This window comes from Flavobacterium sp. N1994 (genome assembly GCF_025947145.1).
GTDB lineage: Bacteria > Bacteroidota > Bacteroidia > Flavobacteriales > Flavobacteriaceae > Flavobacterium.
Window position 1 is genome coordinate 1,021,450 of record NZ_CP109999.1, and the last position, 20,158, is coordinate 1,041,607.

A 20,158-nucleotide genomic window follows, 5' to 3' on the forward strand; every position below is an offset into this window, starting at 1 on the left:
TTAGAAGTTAAGTTAAATGTTTTGAAAAAGAAGAAGGTACTCAATAATGGGTGCCTTTTTTTTGTTCGGCCCAATGAATGTCTTTTATACTATTGCTAGTCAATAACAACATTACGTTTTCCCAATTCGATGATTTCTAAATTTTGAATTTTATCTCCATCAATCTCAAAACGTAACATGGTTCGAACTTGATGAAACCCATAAATTCCAGCCGCTCCCGGATTCATATGTAGCAAATTCAGTTTTTTGTCAAACTGCACTTTTAAGATGTGCGAATGTCCACAAATAAAAAGCTTTGGGGGATTAATTTGAATTTCATTCCTAATAGTTTGATTGTATTTCCCTGGATATCCACCAATGTGAGTAATCCAAACATCAACATCCTCGCATTGAAATCTATTGTTCAAAGGAAAATCCATTCTGGCTTTATCATCATCAATGTTCCCATAAACAGCTCGTAGTGGTTTAATTTTTTTTAAAGTATCTGTAACCTTCAAATCACCAATATCGCCAGCATGCCATACTTCATCCGCTTGACGAACATATTTTAAAATAGCATCATCTATGTGGCTGTGGGTGTCGGAAAGAAGTAGTATTTTTTTCATCGTTTGAATAGGGTACAAATTTATACCAAAAACTTTAACCATTTGGCAACATAAAAACTTTGTAACTTTGTAATGTCAAAACTTTGGAATTTCAACATTGAGATATTTTATTGAATTAGCGTATAAAGGAACGAATTACCACGGTTGGCAATACCAACCCAATGCTAGTTCTGTACAAGAAACTCTGAATAAAGCCTTATCTTTATTACTAAAAAATGAAATCGACATTGTTGGTGCTGGTCGAACTGATACGGGCGTTCATGCCAAGCAAATGTTTGCTCATTTTGATTATGATAGTGCCATTGAAGTGGAACCTTTAGTAAAAAAGCTCAACTCATTTTTACCGAAAGACATTGTGATTTTCAACATTATCAAAGTAGCTGATGAAGCACATGCTCGTTTTGATGCTACTAAAAGAACGTATGAATATCATATCCATACGGCTAAGGATGCTTTTGAAAGTGACGATAGTTGGTTTGTTACCGCTCCATTGGATTTAGACAAAATGAACGAGGCCTGTCAACTCCTTTTTAAGTACAATGATTTCGAATGTTTTTCTAAAACAAATACCGATGTTAGAACTTTTAATTGTGTTATTTTTGAAGCTCATTGGAAGCAATCGGGAAACACTATCGTTTTTACCATTGCGGCGGATAGGTTTTTACGGAATATGGTTCGAGCTATTGTAGGAACGATGATTAACATTGGCACTGGAAAAATAAATGTAACAGATTTTGAAAAAATAATTGAAAGTAAAGATCGTAATGAAGCTGGATTTTCAGTACCAGCACATGGATTATATTTAACCCAAATTGAATACAAATACCTAAAATAATAAATGCAAGCAAAAGCATTTGATACCCAATTATTCAAACGAATTTTAAAATACACCAAGCCTTATAAATTCAGGTACTATGGTGTGGTTTTATTTGCTATATCACTATCTGTATTTGCTGCGTTGCGTCCTTATTTATTAAAACAAACTGTTGATTCCTATATCAAACCCAAAGACGAACATGGCTTACTGTTTTATGTAGCTATGATGGGAATTGTGTTGCTTTTAGAGACCTTTTCGCAATTCTATTTTGTGTATTGGGCGAATTGGTTAGGACAAGATATTATCAAAGATATCCGAACTAAATTGTTCAAACATTTGCTAACGTTTAGAATGCGCTATTTTGATAACGCTCCCGTTGGACAATTAGTAACTCGCTCTGTCTCTGATATAGAACAAATCGCTCGAATCTTTAGCCAAGGTTTGTTCATGATTTTTAGTGACATGATGAAAATGGTGGTAGTGCTCTTTTTCATGCTCTATATGAACTGGCGATTAACCTGGATTGTTATTATTGCCATGCCTCTTTTAGTTTATATTACAAGAATATTTCAGCGTAAAATGCAAGTGGCTTTTGAAGAAGTACGAACGCAAATAGCCAACATGAATACGTTTGTTCAAGAACGCATTACTGGGATGAAGATTGTACAACTATTCAATCGAGAAGACATTGAATATGAAAAGTTTAAAGAAATCAATAGCAAACACAATAATGCTTGGATAAAGACCATTTTTTATAACTCCATCTTCTTCCCTATTGCCGATATTATTTCTTCTTTAGTACTAGGTTCTGTAGTGCTTTACGGTGGTTTTCATATTTTAGATGGTGATAAATTTACCACCTTTGGGGATTTGTTTTCCTATACCATGTTCATTGGTTTATTATTTAATCCGTTGCGTCAAATTGCTGATAAATTCAATGAAATGCAAATGGGAATGATTGCGGCCAACAGAGTATTTGACATACTAGATAGCGATGACGATATCCAAAGTAACGGAAAAAAAATAGCCAGTCATTTTAAAGGTAATATCCGTTTTGAGGAAGTTCGTTTCAGCTATATTGATAATGAAGAAGTGTTGAAAGGCATTAATTTAAAAGTAAACGCTGTCGAAACGATTGCTATCGTCGGTGCTACAGGAGCAGGAAAATCAACTATTATCAATCTTTTAAATCGTTTTTACGAAATAAGTTCGGGAGCCATTTACATTGATGATGAAAACATTGATGATTTTCAGTTGGATAGTTTACGAGCTCAAATTGCCATTGTACTTCAAGATGTTTTTCTTTTTGCGGATACCATTCACAATAATATCACTTTAAATAATCCGGCCATAACTAGAGAAGATGTAATCGCTGCTGCTAAAAAAATTGGCATTCATAAATTCATAAAAAGTTTACCCAATGGCTATGACTATGATGTAAAAGAACGTGGGGTAATGTTATCCTCTGGTCAACGACAACTGATTGCATTTCTTCGAGCTTATATGAGTAATCCGAGTATTTTGATTTTGGATGAAGCGACTTCCTCTATTGATACCTATAGTGAAGAATTAATTCAAAGAGCTACTGAAACTATTACCCAAAACAGAACCTCTATTGTAATTGCTCATCGATTAGCAACCATCATCAATGCCGATAAAATTATTGTAATGGATAAAGGACAGATTGTAGAAGAAGGAAAACATCAAGAGTTAGTCAACAAAAAAGACGGGTATTATAAAAAATTGTATGATTCTCAGTTTGCTTCTGAAGTTGAATAAATTTCAAAATAAATCCATAAATTCGCAGTCTCAATTAATTTAGAAAATCATACAAAAATGACACAAGCTTTTGCGACTGCATTTTTACCAATATTAAAATAAATTCGAAAAAATGAAATACGATATTATTGTTTTAGGAAGTGGTCCTGGCGGTTATGTTACTGCTATTCGTGCCTCACAATTAGGCTTTAAAGTAGCCGTAATCGAGAAAGAAAACCTTGGCGGTATTTGTTTAAATTGGGGTTGTATCCCAACCAAAGCCTTACTAAAATCAGCTCAAGTTTTTGATTACCTAAAACATGCTTCTGATTATGGACTAACGATAAAAGAATTTGACAAAGATTTCTCAGCCGTTGTAAAACGTTCGAGAGATGTTGCTGATGGTATGAGTAAAGGGGTTCAATTCTTAATGAAGAAAAATAAAATAGACGTTATTGATGGTTTTGGTAAAATAAAACCAGGAAAAAAAGTTGATGTAACAGCTGCTGACGGAAAAGTAACCGAATATTCAGCTGATCATATCATCATCGCTACTGGTGCCCGTTCAAGAGAATTACCAAACTTACCACAAGATGGTGTAAAAGTAATTGGATACAGACAAGCCATGACCTTGCCAACGCAACCAAAGAAAATGATTGTTGTAGGTTCAGGAGCTATTGGAGTGGAGTTTGCGCATTTTTACAATGCGATGGGAACAGAAGTTACCATTGTGGAGTTTATGCCTAATGTTGTTCCAGTAGAAGACGAAGACATCTCAAAACAATTTGAGCGTTCGTTGAAAAAAGCAGGTATCAATATTATGACCAATTCCTCTGTTGAAAAAATAGATACCTCTGGAAAAGGAGTAAAAGCTTTTGTAAAGACTGCTAAAGGAGAAGAAATTCTTGAAGCTGATATATTACTTTCGGCTGTTGGTATTAAAACTAATATTGAAAACATTGGTCTAGAAGAAGTGGGTATCAAAACCGATAAAGATAAAATCTTAGTAGACGCTTATTCTCAAACTAATGTTCCTGGTTATTATGCTATTGGTGATGTTACTCCAGGTCAAGCTCTAGCACACGTGGCTTCAGCGGAAGGAATCAATTGTGTAGAAAAAATAAAAGGATTACATGTTGAACCCATAGATTATGGAAACGTACCAGGTTGTACTTATGCTACTCCTGAAATTGCTTCTGTTGGTTTAACCGAAAAACAAGCTAAAGAAAAAGGATACGAATTGAAAATTGGAAAATTCCCTTTCTCAGCCTCAGGTAAAGCTAAAGCTGCTGGAACTCCAGACGGATTTGTAAAAGTAATTTTTGATGCTAAATATGGTGAATGGTTAGGCTGTCACATGATAGGTGCCGGAGTTACGGATATGATAGCAGAAGCTGTCGTAGCACGTAAATTGGAAACTACAGGACACGAAATCCTGAAATCAATCCACCCACACCCAACCATGAGTGAAGCCGTTATGGAAGCTGTAGCTGATGCTTATGGAGAAGTGATACATTTATAAATAACAAATAAGAATTTATAGAAAATCCGTTTTGTTAAAGCAAGACGGATATTTTCGATTAACAATAAAAGCCCAATCTTTCGATTGGGCTTTTATTTTATATTTTTATAAGTACTAAGTAAAGACCTCCTCTTTTTCACCATCAAAACTAGCAAAGACCATACTAGGATGAGAGTCTTGGTGAAAAATGGTTCCTCTACTGTCAATGGCAATGGCGCCAGCAAAACCATCGAAAGGTTTTAGTTCATTAAAGGTTTTCTCAAAAGCTTCCGCTAAAGTAAATCCGTCAGTAACTCGGGTGACAATTTTGGCTGCTACTGCACCACTCACTATATCTTCACCAACTCCTGTTAAACTTACGCCACAATATTCATTGGCATAATTTCCAGCTACTGTTGCCGAATCGGATATTCTTCCCGGAATTTCAAAACCTTTTCCTCCTGTAGAAGTAGCTACAGCAATTTTCTCATTAGCATCCAAGGCTACACAACCTACAGTTCCTATTCTTGTTGCTTCTAGTTTAGCTTCATATTCTGCTCTACGTTGCGGAATTTCGGTAGAGAATTTTTCAAAACCAAGTTCCCTTGCAAAATTTGTAGCTCCGCTGCCTCCCAAAACTTTGTCATCGTAATTCAGTAAAACTTTGGCAACTTGCACCGGATTTTTTACTTCTTCAATATTTATGACTCCGCTCATTTTTAAAGTCGAGCCATCCATCAACGAAGCACTCATTCTGATTTTGCCATCGCTTTGAATTTGGGAACCAATACCAGCATTGAATAACTCATCGTCTTCCAATAATGATGTAGCGTACACAACCGTATCAAGTGCAGAATGTGTTTTTAAATAATCATAGGAATCTTTGACAATATGAAGTAAGGCTTGCTGTTTGGCAACTTTGGTTTCATGATTGGTAGATGATTCAGAGAAAAAACCTCCGTGAATGATAATTTTCATGGTGGTTAAACGTATTGTGAAGACTTAATAGTCATCTTAAAAGTAGTCAAATCAAACGTATCATTAATACTCATCACATGGGTAACCAAATGATTGATGGATATAGGTTGTCCTAATTCTACTTGCGTCAAATTGGTATCTTTTATTTCTCTTCCATCCACTAGAATTACAAGCCCTGATCCAATGGCTTCCATCATAGAATTATTGGTAATCAACAAACCAGTATCTTCTCCAAGTCCAATACCAAGCACTTTTGGATTACCCACTACAGCTTGAAAAAGCCTTCCTATTCTACCCCGTTGTACAAAATGAGTATCGATAATTACACCATCAATTAAACCTAAACCGCTCGTGATTTTTACTTCACCTTTCAGCAAAGCTTCACTACTACTTCCTTGATAAATCATATTATTAGAAGCCGCAGCAGCACCAGCAGAAGTTCCGGCATATACAAACTCTTCATTATGGTATTTGTCTAATAAAACATCATGGAATGGCGTTCCTCCAAGAATAGATGTCAATCGCAACTGATCTCCACCAGTAAACATTACCACATCCGCAGCTTTTAAACGATCTAATATTTCATTGTCCATAGCTTGTTCCCGACGCTCAATGTTAAGTACATCAACGTTGTCAGCTCCAAGATAATGCAATGCTTTTACATATTCTGGTCCAATTTCTCTTGGAATTTTGGAAGCAGTTGTAATCACTTCAATGCGAGAATTGGCTTTATGCTTTGATTCGTCTATAATTCGTTTTAAGATTCCAGCCTCAAAAAAGTTTAAATTCTTTGCGGCATTTTTATCTAAATCGGTCTCAGTAAAACTGCCTTTGTCAACAGCTCCACCAATTATAATTAGTTTTCCACGTATATTCATGTGGGTAAAAATAGGAAAATCTTACTACTTACAAATCTTTTTTTTATTTTTTTGGAACCAGTTATTAACTTACTTATCAAGAAACAGAAATTAAAATCAACTTCTTAAATTATCCTATATTTGCCAAATGGAAATCAATCAGACACGCATTAATAAATTTCTTTCCGAATCGGGATTTTGTTCTCGTCGTGAAGCGGATAAATTATTGGAAGAAGGACGCATTACCATTAACGGAATTGTTCCAGAAATGGGAACCAAAGTTTCTTTAGATGACGAAGTGCGTGTGGATGGTAAATTGATTAGAGAAAAAAGAGAAAAACCAATCTATTTAGCCTTTAACAAACCCGTTGGAATTGAGTGTACTACCAACCAAAATGTCAGAGATAATATTGTTGATTACATCAATTACCCTAAACGAATTTTTCCTATTGGAAGATTAGACAAAGCCAGTGAAGGTTTAATTTTCATGACCGATGATGGAGATATAGTAAACAAAATTCTCCGCGCCAGAAACAATCACGAGAAAGAATATATCGTTACGGTAAACAAACCAATTACGGACCGATTCATCCAAAAAATGAGCAATGGAATTCCAATTTTGGATACCGTTACCCGAAAATGCAAAGTAGAACAAATCAGTAAATTTGTCTTCCGAATCATTTTAACCCAAGGGTTGAATCGTCAAATTCGAAGAATGTGTGAGTACTTGGATTATGAAGTTACAGCACTAAAAAGAACAAGAATTATCAATATTTCACTTGATGTTCATGTGGGTCGTTATAGAGATTTAACGGAAGATGAAATCAAACAATTAAACAAATTAATTGAACCTTCTAGCAAAACAGAAGAGGCTAGTTTACCCAAGCAGAATCATAGAATTAATAGAAATCCAAATTCTTAATAAACATGTTAAAAACCATTTTTTATATAGCTATTGGAGGTGCCTTAGGAAGCGTATTGCGCTTTTTGACTTCTGTTTTGGTTTCTAAATTCTGGTCAAATCAGTTTCCTTTAGCCACTTTTATTGCTAATTTGGTTGGTTGTTTTTTAATTGGATTATTTATTGGGATTTTAGAAAAAAATCAGTTGAGTGACAGTCAATTAAAGTGGTTTTTAATCACTGGTTTTTGTGGTGGATTTACGACTTTTTCTACCTTTGGAATGGAGAATTACAATTTGTTTCAGAACAATAATTCACTATTGGCTTTTGGATATATTGCAATGAGCCTATTCCTTGGACTTTTTGCCATTTGGTTTGGTCTTTTGATGGCTAAATAAAACTTAAAATCTCGTTAAGCTGTGCAATCTTGTTTCATTTTTTAGTACTTTCGCCAACGATGAAAAAAGAAGAAATTAGTGCCATTCAAAATTTATTGGCAACTCCCAAAAAGATTGCTATAATTCCACACAGAAGCCCTGATGGTGACGCTATTGGTTCCACCTTGGCATTATATCATTTTCTTTTAAAATTAAATCACCAACCTGTCGTCATTGCTCCAAATGATTTTCCTCATTTTTTGGCTTGGATGCCAGGTTCGGAAACAGTTTTAGTGTATGAAAACAGTAGAGAAAATTGCACCAAAATAATAAATGACGCTGAACTAGTTTTCACTTTAGATTTTAATGCATTACACAGAACTGGTGAAATGGAGCAAGTGTTGAACAAACTTTCTGTTCCAATGATAATGATTGATCATCATCAGAAACCAGATACTTATGCTACCTTTACTTATTCTGATACTTCTTTTGGTTCCACTTGTGAAATGATTTACAATTTCATCTCCTTTTTAGACAAAAAAGAATTGATAGATAAAACCATTGCCACTTGCATTTATACTGGAATTTTAACCGACTCTGGTTCGTTCCGTTTCCCATCAACTACAAGTACAACGCACAGAGTTGTGGCTGATTTAATTGACAAAGGGGTTCAAAACAGCGAGGTTTATAATTTACTTTTTGACAATAATTCATACAGTAGTTTGCAACTTCTAGGTAGGGCTTTGCAGAATATGAAACTGTTTCCAGAATATAAGACCGCCTATATTACTTTATCACAAAAGGAATTAGATACATTTCATTACGAAAAAGGAGATACTGAAGGCATTGTGAATTATGGGTTAACTATAAAAGGGATTCATTTTGCTGCCATTTTTATTGAGCATAAAGATGAAAATATTATCAAGATTTCGTTCCGCTCTCAAGGTAATTTTGATGTGAATCAATTTGCCAGAGAAAATTTCAACGGTGGTGGACACATTAATGCAGCCGGTGGAAAATCATATGAAAGTATGAAAGCTACAGTTGCTAAATTTGAAGCTTTAATTTCAAAAATAATCATTTAAGAACATGAAAAATCTAGTTAAAATACTGATTCTCTTTCTAGCACTTACAGCGTTCACAAGTTGTAAACAACAACAAGCCCGTATGCCAATTTCACGTTCTTCAGGAACCTTTATGAAAGAATCTGCTATTAGAAATAAGAAGCTTATTGCAGGTGAAGAAAGTAAAATAGACTCCATCATAAAGAGTAATCCAAAAATACAATATATCGCATCTCAAAAAGGATATTGGTATCATTATGTAACCAAAAATGAGCGCGATACTCTTCGTCCAAAAAAAGGAGATATTGCTCAATTTGATTATGAAATCATGGACTTAAAAGGTAATGTTGTCTATTCAGAAGTAGAATTGCGACCTCAAACCTATCATGTTGATAAACAAAATATATTGATGGGGTTACGTGACGGAATAAAATTAATGCATAAGAACGAAAAAGTAACGTTCCTTTTTCCATCTCATATGGCTTACGGATATCATGGTGATAACAAGTTGATTAAATCGAATGAGCCCATTATTTGTACTGTCACCTTAAATGATTTTAAACCGCAAGAAAAAGTAAAACCAGAAAATTAATAGCACAAAATGAACAAAAAGATTTTTCTTTTATTAGCCATTATTACAGCAAGTTTAACCTCTTGCAAAGATGAATATAAAGATTTGAAAGACGGATTATATGCCGAGATGGAAACTTCAAAAGGCACCGTTTTACTAAAACTGGATTACGAAAAAGTCCCAGTTACTGTAGCCAATTTTGTTACGTTGGCTGAAGGTAAAAACCAATTTGTTACAGAAGAATTCAAAGGAAAACCTTTTTATGATGGATTAAAATTTCACAGAGTAATCTCAAAACTAAACGGTGATACTGAAGATTTTATGGTACAAACTGGAGACCCTTTAGGAAATGGTTCAGGCGATGCTGGTTACAAATTCAGAGATGAATTTACCGATTTAAGACATGACAAACCAGGAGTTTTATCTATGGCAAATTCTGGTCCCAATACTAATAGCAGTCAATTTTTTATCACTTTAGTAGAAACACAATGGTTAGATGGAAAGCACACTGTATTCGGTTCAGTGGTTGGAGATGGAATGACAGTAGTAAATTCGATTGTAAAAGAGGATGTTATCAAAACCATACGAATCATCCGTAAAGGAGAAGCCGTTAAAAAATTTGATGCTGTAAAAGTCTTTGATGACTATTTCAAAAAAGAACTTGAAAATCAAAAAAAGCAAGCTTTAATTGATGCTGAGAACAAAAGAAAATATGACCAAAAATACAAAGCGGTAAAAGACAAAAAAGTTTTGTATTTCAATGAATTAAAAAAATCAGCCACTAAAACTTCATCTGGGTTTAAATTCAAAATACTTCAAAAATCAAAACAAGATATACCAAAAGATGGAGAAACTGTTTATATAGAATACTCAGGGTTTTTAGAAGACGGGACACTTTTTGATACTAGTGACTCGGCAGTTGCCAAAGAATTTGGTATGTTTGACGAACAAAGAGCTATACAAAATGGTTATTCTCCATTACCTTATGTAATGGGTTCTAATAGAATGATTCCTGGTTTTGTTGAAGGATTAAGCAAATTAAAACTGGGTGAAAAAGCTATTTTTTATATTCCATATAATTTAGGTTATGGAGAACAAGGAGCTGGAAATGTAATTCCTCCAAATGCTAATTTGATATTTGAAGTCGAACTAAAAAAGTAAATTATAAATAGTAATAAACCATAAGTATAAATTAATAAATCATGAAAATTAAAATTAACATTCTTCTTTTGATTTGTATTGGTATGATAAGTGCAACTGCACAAACTGCCAAAAAAACAGGACCAAAAGCAACAAAACCAACTACAACTAAAAAAGTAGGTTTAAAACCCGCAACAACCTCAATTGATGAGGGAATTTTTGCTGAAATGCAAACTACAAAAGGAACTATTACCATTCAATTAGAGTACAAAAAAACGCCTATTACTGTGGCTAATTTTATATCGCTAGCTGAAGGAACAAATACTTTTGTAACCGATGAAAAACTTAAAGGAAAACCTTTTTATAATGGTTTAAAATTCCATAGAGTAATTACTAAATACAATGGCGACCAACAAGATTTTATGATTCAAGGTGGAGACCCACAAGGAAATGGTTCTGGTGGTCCGGGTTATGCCTTTAAAGATGAATTTACAGATGCTGGATTTGACAAACCAGGAATTCTTGCGATGGCTAATTCGGGGCCAAAGACAAATGGTTCCCAATTTTTTATTACTGTAGCACCAACAACATGGTTAAATGGTAAACATACTATTTTTGGTTATGTTGTAAAAGGAATGGATATAGTAAATACAACTAAACAAAATGATGTAATCAATAAAGTTACTATTATTAGAAAAGGCGCTGAAGCTAAAAAATTTGACGCTGCCAAAACTTTTTCTGATTATATGGCAAACAAAGCTGGAGATGATGCTAAAGAGGCTGCTATAGCGGCAGAGAATCAAAAAAAACAAGCTGAATTAGAAGCACAGAAAAAAGCTGAATACTTAAAAACATATGGACCTGTAATAGCAGCTAAAGCAAAATATTTGACAGAAACAAAAGCTACAGCCACAGAAACAGCTTCAGGTTTAAAATATAAAATGTTACAAACTGGTACGGGTAAAAAACCAGCTGATGGAGCAAACGTTTATATTAATTATGCAGGATATTTAGAAGATGGTTCTTTATTTGATAGTTGTATTGAAAGTATTAATAAAGAGTATGGAAAATTTGATGAAAACAGAGCAAAACAAAATGGATACCAACCATTTCCTTTTCCTTATGGTAAAAAAGATGGTTTGATTCCTGGATTCATTGAAATGTTAAACCTAATGAATTTTGGAGATAAAGTTTTAGTATATATTCCTTCAAAACTTGCTTATGGAGAAAGAGGAGCAGGAAATGTTATTCCGCCAAATGCCAACATCATTTTTGAAGTTGAAATGTTGGAAAATGCTCCAATTCCAGCAGCTAAGCAATAATGTAATAAAGCAAAATAAAAAAGTCCCGATTCTAAAAATAGTATCGGGACTTTTTTTATTATTCGATTATTTTTTCTTCATAAAAAGATAATAAACAGGTATTCCAAGGGCTACAATCACTAAGCCCATACCAGTATTTCGGGTATCATAAATTAATAAATCAACGCAAATTAAACTCGTGACTATTATATATAAAATCGGCACAAACGGATAACCAAATGCTTTATAGGGACGCTCAGCATTAGGCTCTTTTTTTCTAAGTATAAATAAACCTCCAATAGTTAGAATATAGAATAACAAAGAAGCAAAGGTGGCATAAGTCAATAAATCTCCATAACGTCCTGTTAGACATAAAAAGGAAGCCCAAATACATTGAAACCACAAGGCTTTTGCTGGAACATCATAATCATTTAATTCGGCAGCTTTTTGAAAAAACAGACCATCTTTAGCCATCGCATAAAACAATCTACCTCCCGATAAAATCAGTCCGATATTACACCCAAAGGTGGAAACCATAATTAATCCAGCCATAACTAAAACCCCTATGTTACCCATAATAGCACTAGCTGCGGCAGCTCCTACTCTATCTTGACTGGCAAACATAATTCCGTGTTGCGCTATAGTTCCATCATCACTAGGTGTTCCATAAAGTGGTAATAAGGCTAAATAAGCAATATTCGCTAGAATATAAATAATAGTAACAATCAAAGTTCCTAAGAACAAACTTCTCGGAATATTCTTTTTGGGGTCTTTAATTTCTCCAGCAATAAAAGTCACATTATTCCATGCATCACTCGAAAACAAAGAATTTATTATAGTAGCTCCCATAGCACCAACTAATACAACTCCGGATAATTTGGTTATGGTTAATGTTCCGTTTTCATTTAAAACTGTTTTTTTGGCTTCCCACATAGTGGCAAAATTCTCAGCAAAAGTGTTGCTATGAAAACCGATATAAATTCCCAATGTTATTAGAGCAAACAAAGCAATGAGTTTAGCAGAAGTGAAAACAACTTGAATTATTTTACCACTTTTGATTCCTTTTGTATTAATGAAGGTTAAAAGCATGATAATAATTATCGCCAAAACCTGCTTGTTGGTAAATGAAAAACTAGTTCCTATCGTTAGAATTTTATTTTCCAGCATTGGAAAAAAAACAGCAGTATAATTAGAAAAAGCTACAGCTACTGCTGCAATAGTTCCTGTTTGAATTACGGTAAAAACGGTCCAGCCATATAAAAATGAAATTAATTTTCCATAAGCTCTTTGAATGTAAACATATTGTCCGCCAGCATTGGGCATCATTCCAGCTAATTCCCCATAACTTAAGGCAGCTGACATAGTTAATAAACCAGTAACTAACCAAATAACTAATATCCAAGCCGCCGACCCTACATCTCTTGCCATGGCAGCCGTAACAATAAAAATTCCGGAACCTATCATGGAACCGGCAACTAAACTTGTGGCATCAATTAGGCCAAGGGAACGCTTTAATTCGTGTTTTTCTTCTGACATATTTTTAATTCTATAATCTCAAATATACATTTTTTTACTATAAAATTTCATTGGTATGATATTTATCAGTTTTTAAATCTTTATGGTTTCTAATATTTGTAAATTAAATAAACTAGTACCTACTTATGAATAATAATAAATCCGCTCATACTTTTCATATTCCAGTAATGGGATTGGCCTACACCATTGATAGTCCGATTAGAGTAGCACACTATGGAATTTCCTCCGTAATGTCAATAATAGATGATGAGCTTATCGAAAAAATGCATCTCTTTTACAGCAAAAAATTTCAATTTAATTATGAAGGAATCTCTATTAAAATTCATGATTATCGTGCCGAAAGAATCACGACCTATCTTAATATGGTAGACGATGTTGTAAAACAGAAGTTTGAAGCATTCAAACAAGAATTAGTCGAAAGTAAAGAAGCGTTAGAAAATTATATAGCCTTACTTCCTAATAAATCAGAACTTAAAAAAGGGTTACAACATCTAATTAATGATGGAATTGCAGCCAAAGAAGTCATACAGAATTATCTTGAAAAACATTTACATCCAGGAAGTATTGATGTCAATATTATGACTAAAGTGGATAAAGACAACTTCATTAAAAACGAACAATTACCAGTCACTTTTAACGATGCTCATGCTTCATTACGCGGATTTGCTAATAGTAAATTAACCTCATCCGTTGTTCTTTCTGCCGGAATGAATCCAAGATTATACAGCTATTTTGAAAGTTTTAAAGATTTCTTTCCTGATTTCAATGGCAAATTAAAAAAGAAAATTATTCTAAAAGTAAGTGACTTCCGTTCGGCTATGATTCAAGGGAATTTTTTAGCTAAAAAAGGACTTTGGGTTTCGGAATACCGAATTGAATCGGGTTTGAATTGCGGAGGTCATGCCTTTGCAACCGACGGATTTTTACTAGGGCCTATCATGGAAGAATTCAAGCAAAAGAAAGAGCAATTAATTCAATCCGCACATGATTTAATGGTTAAAGCTTTGGCTCAAAAAGAAATGCCCGCTCCTGAAAAACCGTTAGAATTAAAAATTACCGTTCAAGGTGGTGTGGGCACAGCGGAAGAACATGATTTTCTTCTAGATTATTATAATGTAGATTCTGTGGGTTGGGGCTCTCCTTTTTTATTGGTTCCCGAAGCCACTTCTGTTGATGATGAGACTAGAGCTTTATTGGCAAAATCAGAAGAAAAAGATTTTTATATCAGCCAAATATCTCCCTTAGGAGTTCCTTTTAATACCGTACGTGGTACAACAAATGAACTATTAAAAGTGGATCGTATCGCCGAAGATAAATCGGGAAGTTCCTGTCCGAAGAAATTATTGGCATTGAGTAAAGAATTTTCAGAACAAGGAACTTGTACCGCTTCAAGAAAATATCAGGATATTAAGCTCGAAGAATTGAATGCTTTAAAAGATATATTATCCGATGTTGAATTTGAAAAGAGAAAAACAAAAATCACAGACAAATCTTGTCTTTGTGTAGGGTTAGTGAATGCGGCTTATTTGGAAAACGGAATTAAAATAAAAGGCGAAGAACAAGGCGTTGTGATTTGTCCAGGACCAAATTTGGCCTATTTTGATAAAGTAGTTTCATTATCAGACATGGTACAACATATTTATGGAAACAAATCGGTATTAGGCAATATCAATCGCCCTAATCTGTTCCTCAATGAATTGAAAATGTATGTTGATTATTTGCAAAATGAAATTGGTGATATGGCAAATGAAATTACATCGGCACAAATCAAAAAACTACAATCATTTAAAAATAATTTACTAGAAGGCATTGAGTATTATGTTGCCTTATTTAAAGAAACTAAATTCTTTAAAACAGATTTTGAGAAAATTCAAAACCAATTGTATGAGTATAAAAATGCTGTTTTAAGCATCGAAATACCACAATTAGAAATGGCATAAATCAAAAGCGGCTTGAAATTTAACTCAAGTCGCTTTTTTAAAGTTTTTTAGCTTCGTTCCAGAACACATCCATCTCAGCTAAAGTCATATCCATTAAGGGTTTCCCGAGTTCTCCAGCTTTACTTTCTAGGTACATAAATCGCTTCATGAATTTTTTATTGGTACGTTCTAAAGCGTCTTCTGGATTGACTTTCAAAAATCGGGCATAATTAATCATAGAGAATAATACATCACCAAACTCGGCTTCAATTTTGTCTTGATTACCCGCTTGAACTTCGTCTTGCAACTCTTGTAATTCCTCTTGCACTTTATCCCAAACCTGATGGGGTTCTTCCCAATCGAAACCTACTCCTTTTACTTTGTCTTGAATTCTGCTAGCTTTCACTATGGCTGGTAAACTTTTAGGAACTCCTTCTAGCACCGATTTTTTGCCTTCTTTCAGTTTTAGTTTCTCCCAGTTTTGCTTTACTTCTTCTTCATCAGCCACTACAACATCTCCATAAATATGAGGATGACGATCGATTAATTTATCACAAATACTGTTAGCTACGTCTGCGATATCAAAGTCATTGGTTTCGCTACCAATTTTAGCATAAAACACTATGTGCAACAACAAATCGCCCAACTCCTTTTTGATTTCTTGTAAATCATTATCTAAAATAGCATCGCCCAATTCATAAGTTTCTTCGATAGTAAGATGACGTAAACTTTCTAGGGTTTGCTTTTTATCCCACGGACATTTTTCACGTAAATCGTCCATGATATCTAACAATCTGTTGAAAGCTTCTAGTTGTTGTTGACGGGTGTTCATAAAATTTGGATTTATGTAAAAATAAAAAATCCCATCACTAGAAATTAGCCATGGGATGTATATTTATTAGAAAGTAATTAACTATTTTTTGGTTTTGGGTTTAGCCTCTTTTTTAGCTTTCACCTCTTCTACCACTTGTTCTTTAACAGCTTCAGCGTTCTCAATTATTGGTTCTTCTTTTGAAACTAATCCTTTTGATTGCAAAATATTGTACCAATTCAACAATTTTTTTATATCCGAAGCATACACTCTATCTTCATCATAATCAGGAAGAATTTCTTTAAAATAAGCAATTAGCTTAGCATTATCATCTTTATGAGAAACTGCAGTTGGTCCTTCATTTTCTTTAATAGCGATAGCGCGCATAATTTCAACCAATGGTTTTTCAGCGCTATAAGTATACATGGAGATTTCAGAAAGCAAACTTACATTGCTTCTTAATCCAACAGTGATTTTCTTTCCGTCTAATAATGATTCTGCTAAAAAGCCAGAGCGGGTTTGTATTTTCAATTCGAATAAACCTGGTTTTCCAGCAATAGCTAATATTTTTTCTACGTTCATTTTTTATTTTAGTTTATGGGGCAAATATAAATAATAAAAATCCCAAAGTTCAAAAAGCAAAATTCATTTTAAGGTAAAATTAATAATGTTCTTTTTTTGGGGATTGATAAACTATCTTCCTTTTTTATTGGCAAATTTCATTCGGTAATCAGGGAATGCTTTACCATCCATGATGTTTTGTAATTTCTTTTTTATCAAAGTCTTCTTCAATATAGTAAGATGGTCAGTAAACAAAATCCCTTCGATATGATCATATTCGTGTTGAATTACTCTAGCAATCAAACCATCAAAGACTTCTGTTTTCTTATTGAAATTTTCATCGCAATATTCGATGGTGATTCTTTCATTTCTATAAACGTCCTCCCGAACATCTGGAATACTTAAGCAACCTTCATTAAAACCCCATTCTTCTCCTTCTTCTTTCAACATTTTAGCGTTGATAAAGGTTTGTTTGAAGTTTTTTAATTGTGCTTGTTCTTCTTTTGACAAATCATCACTATCACTAAATGGTTCGGTATCTATTATAAATAAACGAATGGCTAAACCCACTTGAGGTGCAGCTAATCCAACGCCATAGGCATTATACATTGTATCATACATGTTGGCAATAACTTCTTTTAGATTAGGATAATCAGGAGAAATCTCTGCTCCCACTTGTCTTAAAACCGGTTCGCCATATCCGAAAATAGGAATAATCATTTTTGTAGTATCAGATTAAGTATTCAATAGAATACGTTACTTTTTATCGAATGCAAAAGTAATCAAAAAAATAAATTAGTAATGTAATTTCAAGGTTTTGCTTGTCATTTCTTGAATTGAAGCCAACAATTCCGGATTATCATTTAGAGATTGTCCGTAAGAAGGAATTATCTGTTTCATTTTTTCTTGCCAAATAGAGCGCTGCATTTTACTACTAAAACATTTGTTCAAAACATCTATCATAATAGCTACAGCAGTTGATGCGCCGGGAGAAGCGCCGAGTAAACACGCTAAAGTACCATCAGAAGTTGAAATCACTTCTGTACCAAATTCTAAAATTCCACCTTCGTTTTCATCTTTTTTGATCACTTGAACCCGTTGACCAGCTTCGAGTAATTCCCAATCTTCTTTCTGGGCATTAGGAAAATATTCTTTTAGTGCTTCCATTCTTTCTTCATCAGATTGCATGACTTGCTCCACTAAATATTTGGTCAAAGGTAAATTATGCCAACCTGCAGAAAGCATGGGAATTATATTATCCGGTTCAATAGATTTTATTAAGTCAAGATAAGAGCCGTTCTTTAAAAATTTAGTTGAAAATCCAGCAAAGGGACCGAAAAGTAATTCTTTCTTTCCGTTGATGATTCGAGTGTCTAAATGCGGAACTGACATTGGCGGCGCACCAACTGTTGCCTTTCCATACACTTTTACTTGATGCTTTTGGATTATAGCTTCATTGTTGCATTTCAACCATTGTCCGGAAACTGGAAATCCACCAAAACCTTCTGCTTCTTTGATATCCGCTTTCTCAAGCAGTAATAAAGAACCTCCTCCCGCTCCGATAAATACAAATGCAGCTTTTGATTTTATAGTTTCAAGAGTAGTTGCATTCTTAATTTTTAAGCGCCAAGTTTTGTCTTCTTTTTGCTTTATTTTACGAACTTCATGATTGTAATAAATAGAAACGCCATCTTGTTTCGCTAAATAATCAATCATGCTTTGTGTTAATACTCCAAAATTCACATCAGTTCCCAAAGGCATATAGGTCGCTACAAATTTGTCTTGTCTCTTTCTTTCTTCCATAACCAAAGGCATCCAAGCTTTTAATTGATTGAAATCAGAACTGAATTGCATCGCTGAAAAAAGAGGATTTTTTATAATTGTTTGATACCTGTTTTTAAGAAAATCAATATTTTTATCTCCCCAAACAAAACTCAAATGGGGCACCGAATGAATAAAATTATCAGGATTTGTCAGCTTACCATTAGCAACTAAATAACTCCAAAACTGTCTTGACAATTGGAATTGCTCTGCCACTTTGATGGCTTTTTTACAATCAATGGCTCCGTTTTCATTTTCTGGAGTGTAGTTCAATTCACAAAAAGCAGAATGTCCAGTACCTGCATTATTCCATGCCTCAGAGCTTTCTTGTGCTGGTTTGTCTAATCTTTCGTAAATGTGAATTTTAATGTCTGGCTGGAGTTCTTTAAGGAAAACACCTAGTGTTGCGCTCATTATTCCGGCACCAATTAGAATTACATCAGGGTTTTCCATAAAATTTTATATCATTTTTCGGGTCAAATAATCTTGAAGTAGAATTGTAGCAGCAATTTCATCTACCAACCCTTTATTTTGTCTTTGTTTCTTTTTTAATCCGCTATCAATCATGGTTTGAAAAGCCATTTTGGAAGTAAAGCGTTCGTCAACTCGAACTACAGGTATTTCGGGAAAATTAGTAACAAACTCTTTCACGAATTTTTCAATGATAGGCGTACTTTCTGAAGCAGTACCATTCATTTGTTTGGGTTCACCGATAAGAACTTTAGCCACATTTTCCTTAGAAAAATAATCTTTTAAAAATGATATAGCCGTATCGGATGCCACTGTTGTTAGTCCCGATGCAATAATTTGCAATTCATCGGTAACAGCAATTCCTGTTCGTTTTATTCCATAATCTATAGCTAGAATTCTTGACATTCTTTTTGGGTTATTAAACAAAGATACTTAAGTGTATTAAGATTTGAATAAAAAAAATCCTCACCAAAGGCAAGGATTATAAATTAAATAAATGTTATCTATTTAATAGCTTTAAACTTAGCGATTGCTTTTTTTCCATTATGAAAATGCAGCATTGTTCCTTTTTCTTCAATCATGTAATTGTCTGTCATTTGAATGGTTTTAATAAAATCATTTTCAAAATCCATTGCATCACATGCTTTTTTAGTTCCAACAATTTTAGAAAATCCTAGCTTATTAGCAGCTTTCATAAAAAAAGTTCCCTTAATTGTATTGCAACCAGCAAAAGCTTCAAATTTTCCGCTCTTAGAATCAAAATTTATATAATACTCTTTTTTATTAGGGCTTTCTACTGCCTTTCCGTTTAATTCAACTAACTTCCATTTTGTTTCTGCTAAAGCAAATTTTCCTTTTGAAGGATCTGTGGTGTTTGTGGATGTTGATGTTGACATTTTATTAGGCAAATTAACATCCGACGAATCGCTTTCTGTTGAGGTAACATCAGAACTCGCAGTATCTTTGGCTTCTACTCTATTTTGCTCCACAGCGATAGAATCATTAGTATTTTCAACTTCAGTTGCTTCATTATTTTTACAACTAGTAAAACCCAAAAACAAAATAGCAACCGTAAAATAAATATTTCTCATAAATCTAGGTATAGTAATTTGTACTATATGATGCAAAATTAACCTTATGAAATTTAAAAGAATTATACAATTTTAGCT

The 20,158-nt window shown here is 33.8% G+C and carries 20 protein-coding genes; 10 read left to right on the top strand and 10 right to left on the bottom strand.

Annotation, left to right across the window (positions count from 1 at the left end; genetic code table 11):
* Nucleotides 1–95: 95 nt before the first annotated feature.
* On the bottom strand, nucleotides 96–605 hold the full coding sequence (locus tag OLM53_RS04670; protein ID WP_264521884.1) for a metallophosphoesterase family protein: 510 nt from the start codon (nucleotides 603–605) through the stop codon (nucleotides 96–98).
* Between the two features lie 97 nt (nucleotides 606–702).
* Between OLM53_RS04670 and truA the strand changes: the two genes are divergently transcribed.
* The 3 genes from truA (at nucleotide 703) to lpdA (ending at nucleotide 4,702) form a co-directional block, all read left to right on the top strand.
* Nucleotides 703–1,440: a tRNA pseudouridine(38-40) synthase TruA gene (truA, locus tag OLM53_RS04675; RefSeq protein WP_264521885.1), complete on the top strand. Its 738-nt coding sequence runs from the start codon at nucleotides 703–705 to the stop codon at nucleotides 1,438–1,440.
* 3 nt (nucleotides 1,441–1,443) lie between these two features.
* Entirely contained in the window at nucleotides 1,444–3,201 is a 1,758-nt protein-coding gene (locus tag OLM53_RS04680; RefSeq protein WP_264521886.1) for an ABC transporter ATP-binding protein, read from the top strand.
* A 112-nt stretch (nucleotides 3,202–3,313) separates the two neighbouring features.
* On the top strand, nucleotides 3,314–4,702 hold the full coding sequence (gene lpdA, locus OLM53_RS04685; protein WP_264521887.1) for a dihydrolipoyl dehydrogenase: 1,389 nt from the start codon (nucleotides 3,314–3,316) through the stop codon (nucleotides 4,700–4,702).
* 114 nt (nucleotides 4,703–4,816) lie between these two features.
* On the opposite strand, the gene OLM53_RS04690 is transcribed toward lpdA, so the two are convergent.
* On the bottom strand, nucleotides 4,817–5,659 hold the full coding sequence (locus tag OLM53_RS04690) for an isoaspartyl peptidase/L-asparaginase (RefSeq protein ID WP_264521888.1): 843 nt from the start codon (nucleotides 5,657–5,659) through the stop codon (nucleotides 4,817–4,819).
* A 5-nt stretch (nucleotides 5,660–5,664) separates the two neighbouring features.
* On the bottom strand, nucleotides 5,665–6,537 hold the full coding sequence (locus OLM53_RS04695; protein WP_264521889.1) for a cyanophycinase: 873 nt from the start codon (nucleotides 6,535–6,537) through the stop codon (nucleotides 5,665–5,667).
* 127 nt (nucleotides 6,538–6,664) lie between these two features.
* Here OLM53_RS04695 and rluF point away from each other — a divergent pair, with 127 nt between their 5' ends.
* Genes rluF through OLM53_RS04725 form a run of 6 tightly spaced genes read left to right on the top strand, consistent with a single transcriptional unit; the run spans nucleotide 6,665 to nucleotide 11,891 of the window.
* The gene (gene rluF, locus OLM53_RS04700; RefSeq protein WP_264521890.1) at nucleotides 6,665–7,438 is read left to right on the top strand and encodes a 23S rRNA pseudouridine(2604) synthase RluF; all 774 of its coding nucleotides are present in this window, start codon (nucleotides 6,665–6,667) and stop codon (nucleotides 7,436–7,438) included.
* 5 nt (nucleotides 7,439–7,443) lie between these two features.
* Nucleotides 7,444–7,815, top strand: a complete 372-nt coding sequence (gene crcB / locus OLM53_RS04705; protein ID WP_264521891.1) for a fluoride efflux transporter CrcB — start codon at nucleotides 7,444–7,446, stop codon at nucleotides 7,813–7,815.
* A 59-nt stretch (nucleotides 7,816–7,874) separates the two neighbouring features.
* Entirely contained in the window at nucleotides 7,875–8,879 is a 1,005-nt protein-coding gene (locus OLM53_RS04710; protein WP_264521892.1) for a DHH family phosphoesterase, read from the top strand.
* A gap of 4 nt (nucleotides 8,880–8,883) precedes the next feature.
* Nucleotides 8,884–9,450, top strand: coding sequence for a gliding motility-associated peptidyl-prolyl isomerase GldI (gene gldI / locus OLM53_RS04715; protein ID WP_264521893.1), 567 nt, complete (start codon nucleotides 8,884–8,886; stop codon nucleotides 9,448–9,450).
* 9 nt (nucleotides 9,451–9,459) lie between these two features.
* On the top strand, nucleotides 9,460–10,590 hold the full coding sequence (locus OLM53_RS04720) for a peptidylprolyl isomerase (protein ID WP_264521894.1): 1,131 nt from the start codon (nucleotides 9,460–9,462) through the stop codon (nucleotides 10,588–10,590).
* Nucleotides 10,591–10,637: 47 nt separating this feature from the next.
* The gene (locus OLM53_RS04725) at nucleotides 10,638–11,891 is read left to right on the top strand and encodes a peptidylprolyl isomerase (RefSeq protein WP_413614262.1); all 1,254 of its coding nucleotides are present in this window, start codon (nucleotides 10,638–10,640) and stop codon (nucleotides 11,889–11,891) included.
* 66 nt (nucleotides 11,892–11,957) lie between these two features.
* Here the strand turns inward: OLM53_RS04725 and OLM53_RS04730 are convergent, their stop codons facing one another.
* On the bottom strand, nucleotides 11,958–13,406 hold the full coding sequence (locus OLM53_RS04730; RefSeq protein WP_264521896.1) for an APC family permease: 1,449 nt from the start codon (nucleotides 13,404–13,406) through the stop codon (nucleotides 11,958–11,960).
* 125 nt (nucleotides 13,407–13,531) lie between these two features.
* Between OLM53_RS04730 and OLM53_RS04735 the strand changes: the two genes are divergently transcribed.
* The gene (locus OLM53_RS04735) at nucleotides 13,532–15,346 is read left to right on the top strand and encodes a hypothetical protein (protein WP_264521897.1); all 1,815 of its coding nucleotides are present in this window, start codon (nucleotides 13,532–13,534) and stop codon (nucleotides 15,344–15,346) included.
* Nucleotides 15,347–15,383: 37 nt separating this feature from the next.
* Here OLM53_RS04735 and mazG read toward each other — a convergent pair whose 3' ends face one another.
* The 6 genes from mazG to OLM53_RS04765 all read right to left on the bottom strand — a co-directional run bounded on the left by mazG (nucleotide 15,384) and on the right by OLM53_RS04765 (nucleotide 20,080).
* A complete protein-coding gene (gene mazG / locus OLM53_RS04740; protein WP_264521898.1) occupies nucleotides 15,384–16,157 on the bottom strand; it encodes a nucleoside triphosphate pyrophosphohydrolase in 774 nt (257 codons plus the stop codon).
* An 81-nt stretch (nucleotides 16,158–16,238) separates the two neighbouring features.
* Entirely contained in the window at nucleotides 16,239–16,718 is a 480-nt protein-coding gene (locus tag OLM53_RS04745) for a DUF5606 domain-containing protein (RefSeq protein WP_264521899.1), read from the bottom strand.
* A gap of 111 nt (nucleotides 16,719–16,829) precedes the next feature.
* Nucleotides 16,830–17,417 carry a peptide deformylase gene (gene def, locus OLM53_RS04750; protein WP_264521900.1) on the bottom strand — a complete coding sequence of 196 codons (588 nt, stop codon included), beginning with the start codon at nucleotides 17,415–17,417 and terminating at the stop codon, nucleotides 16,830–16,832.
* Between the two features lie 75 nt (nucleotides 17,418–17,492).
* On the bottom strand, nucleotides 17,493–18,971 hold the full coding sequence (locus OLM53_RS04755; protein WP_264521901.1) for a malate:quinone oxidoreductase: 1,479 nt from the start codon (nucleotides 18,969–18,971) through the stop codon (nucleotides 17,493–17,495).
* A gap of 6 nt (nucleotides 18,972–18,977) precedes the next feature.
* Nucleotides 18,978–19,394, bottom strand: a complete 417-nt coding sequence (gene ruvX, locus OLM53_RS04760; protein ID WP_264521902.1) for a Holliday junction resolvase RuvX — start codon at nucleotides 19,392–19,394, stop codon at nucleotides 18,978–18,980.
* A gap of 98 nt (nucleotides 19,395–19,492) precedes the next feature.
* On the bottom strand, nucleotides 19,493–20,080 hold the full coding sequence (locus tag OLM53_RS04765) for an META domain-containing protein (RefSeq protein WP_264521903.1): 588 nt from the start codon (nucleotides 20,078–20,080) through the stop codon (nucleotides 19,493–19,495).
* Nucleotides 20,081–20,158: the final 78 nt, after the last annotated feature.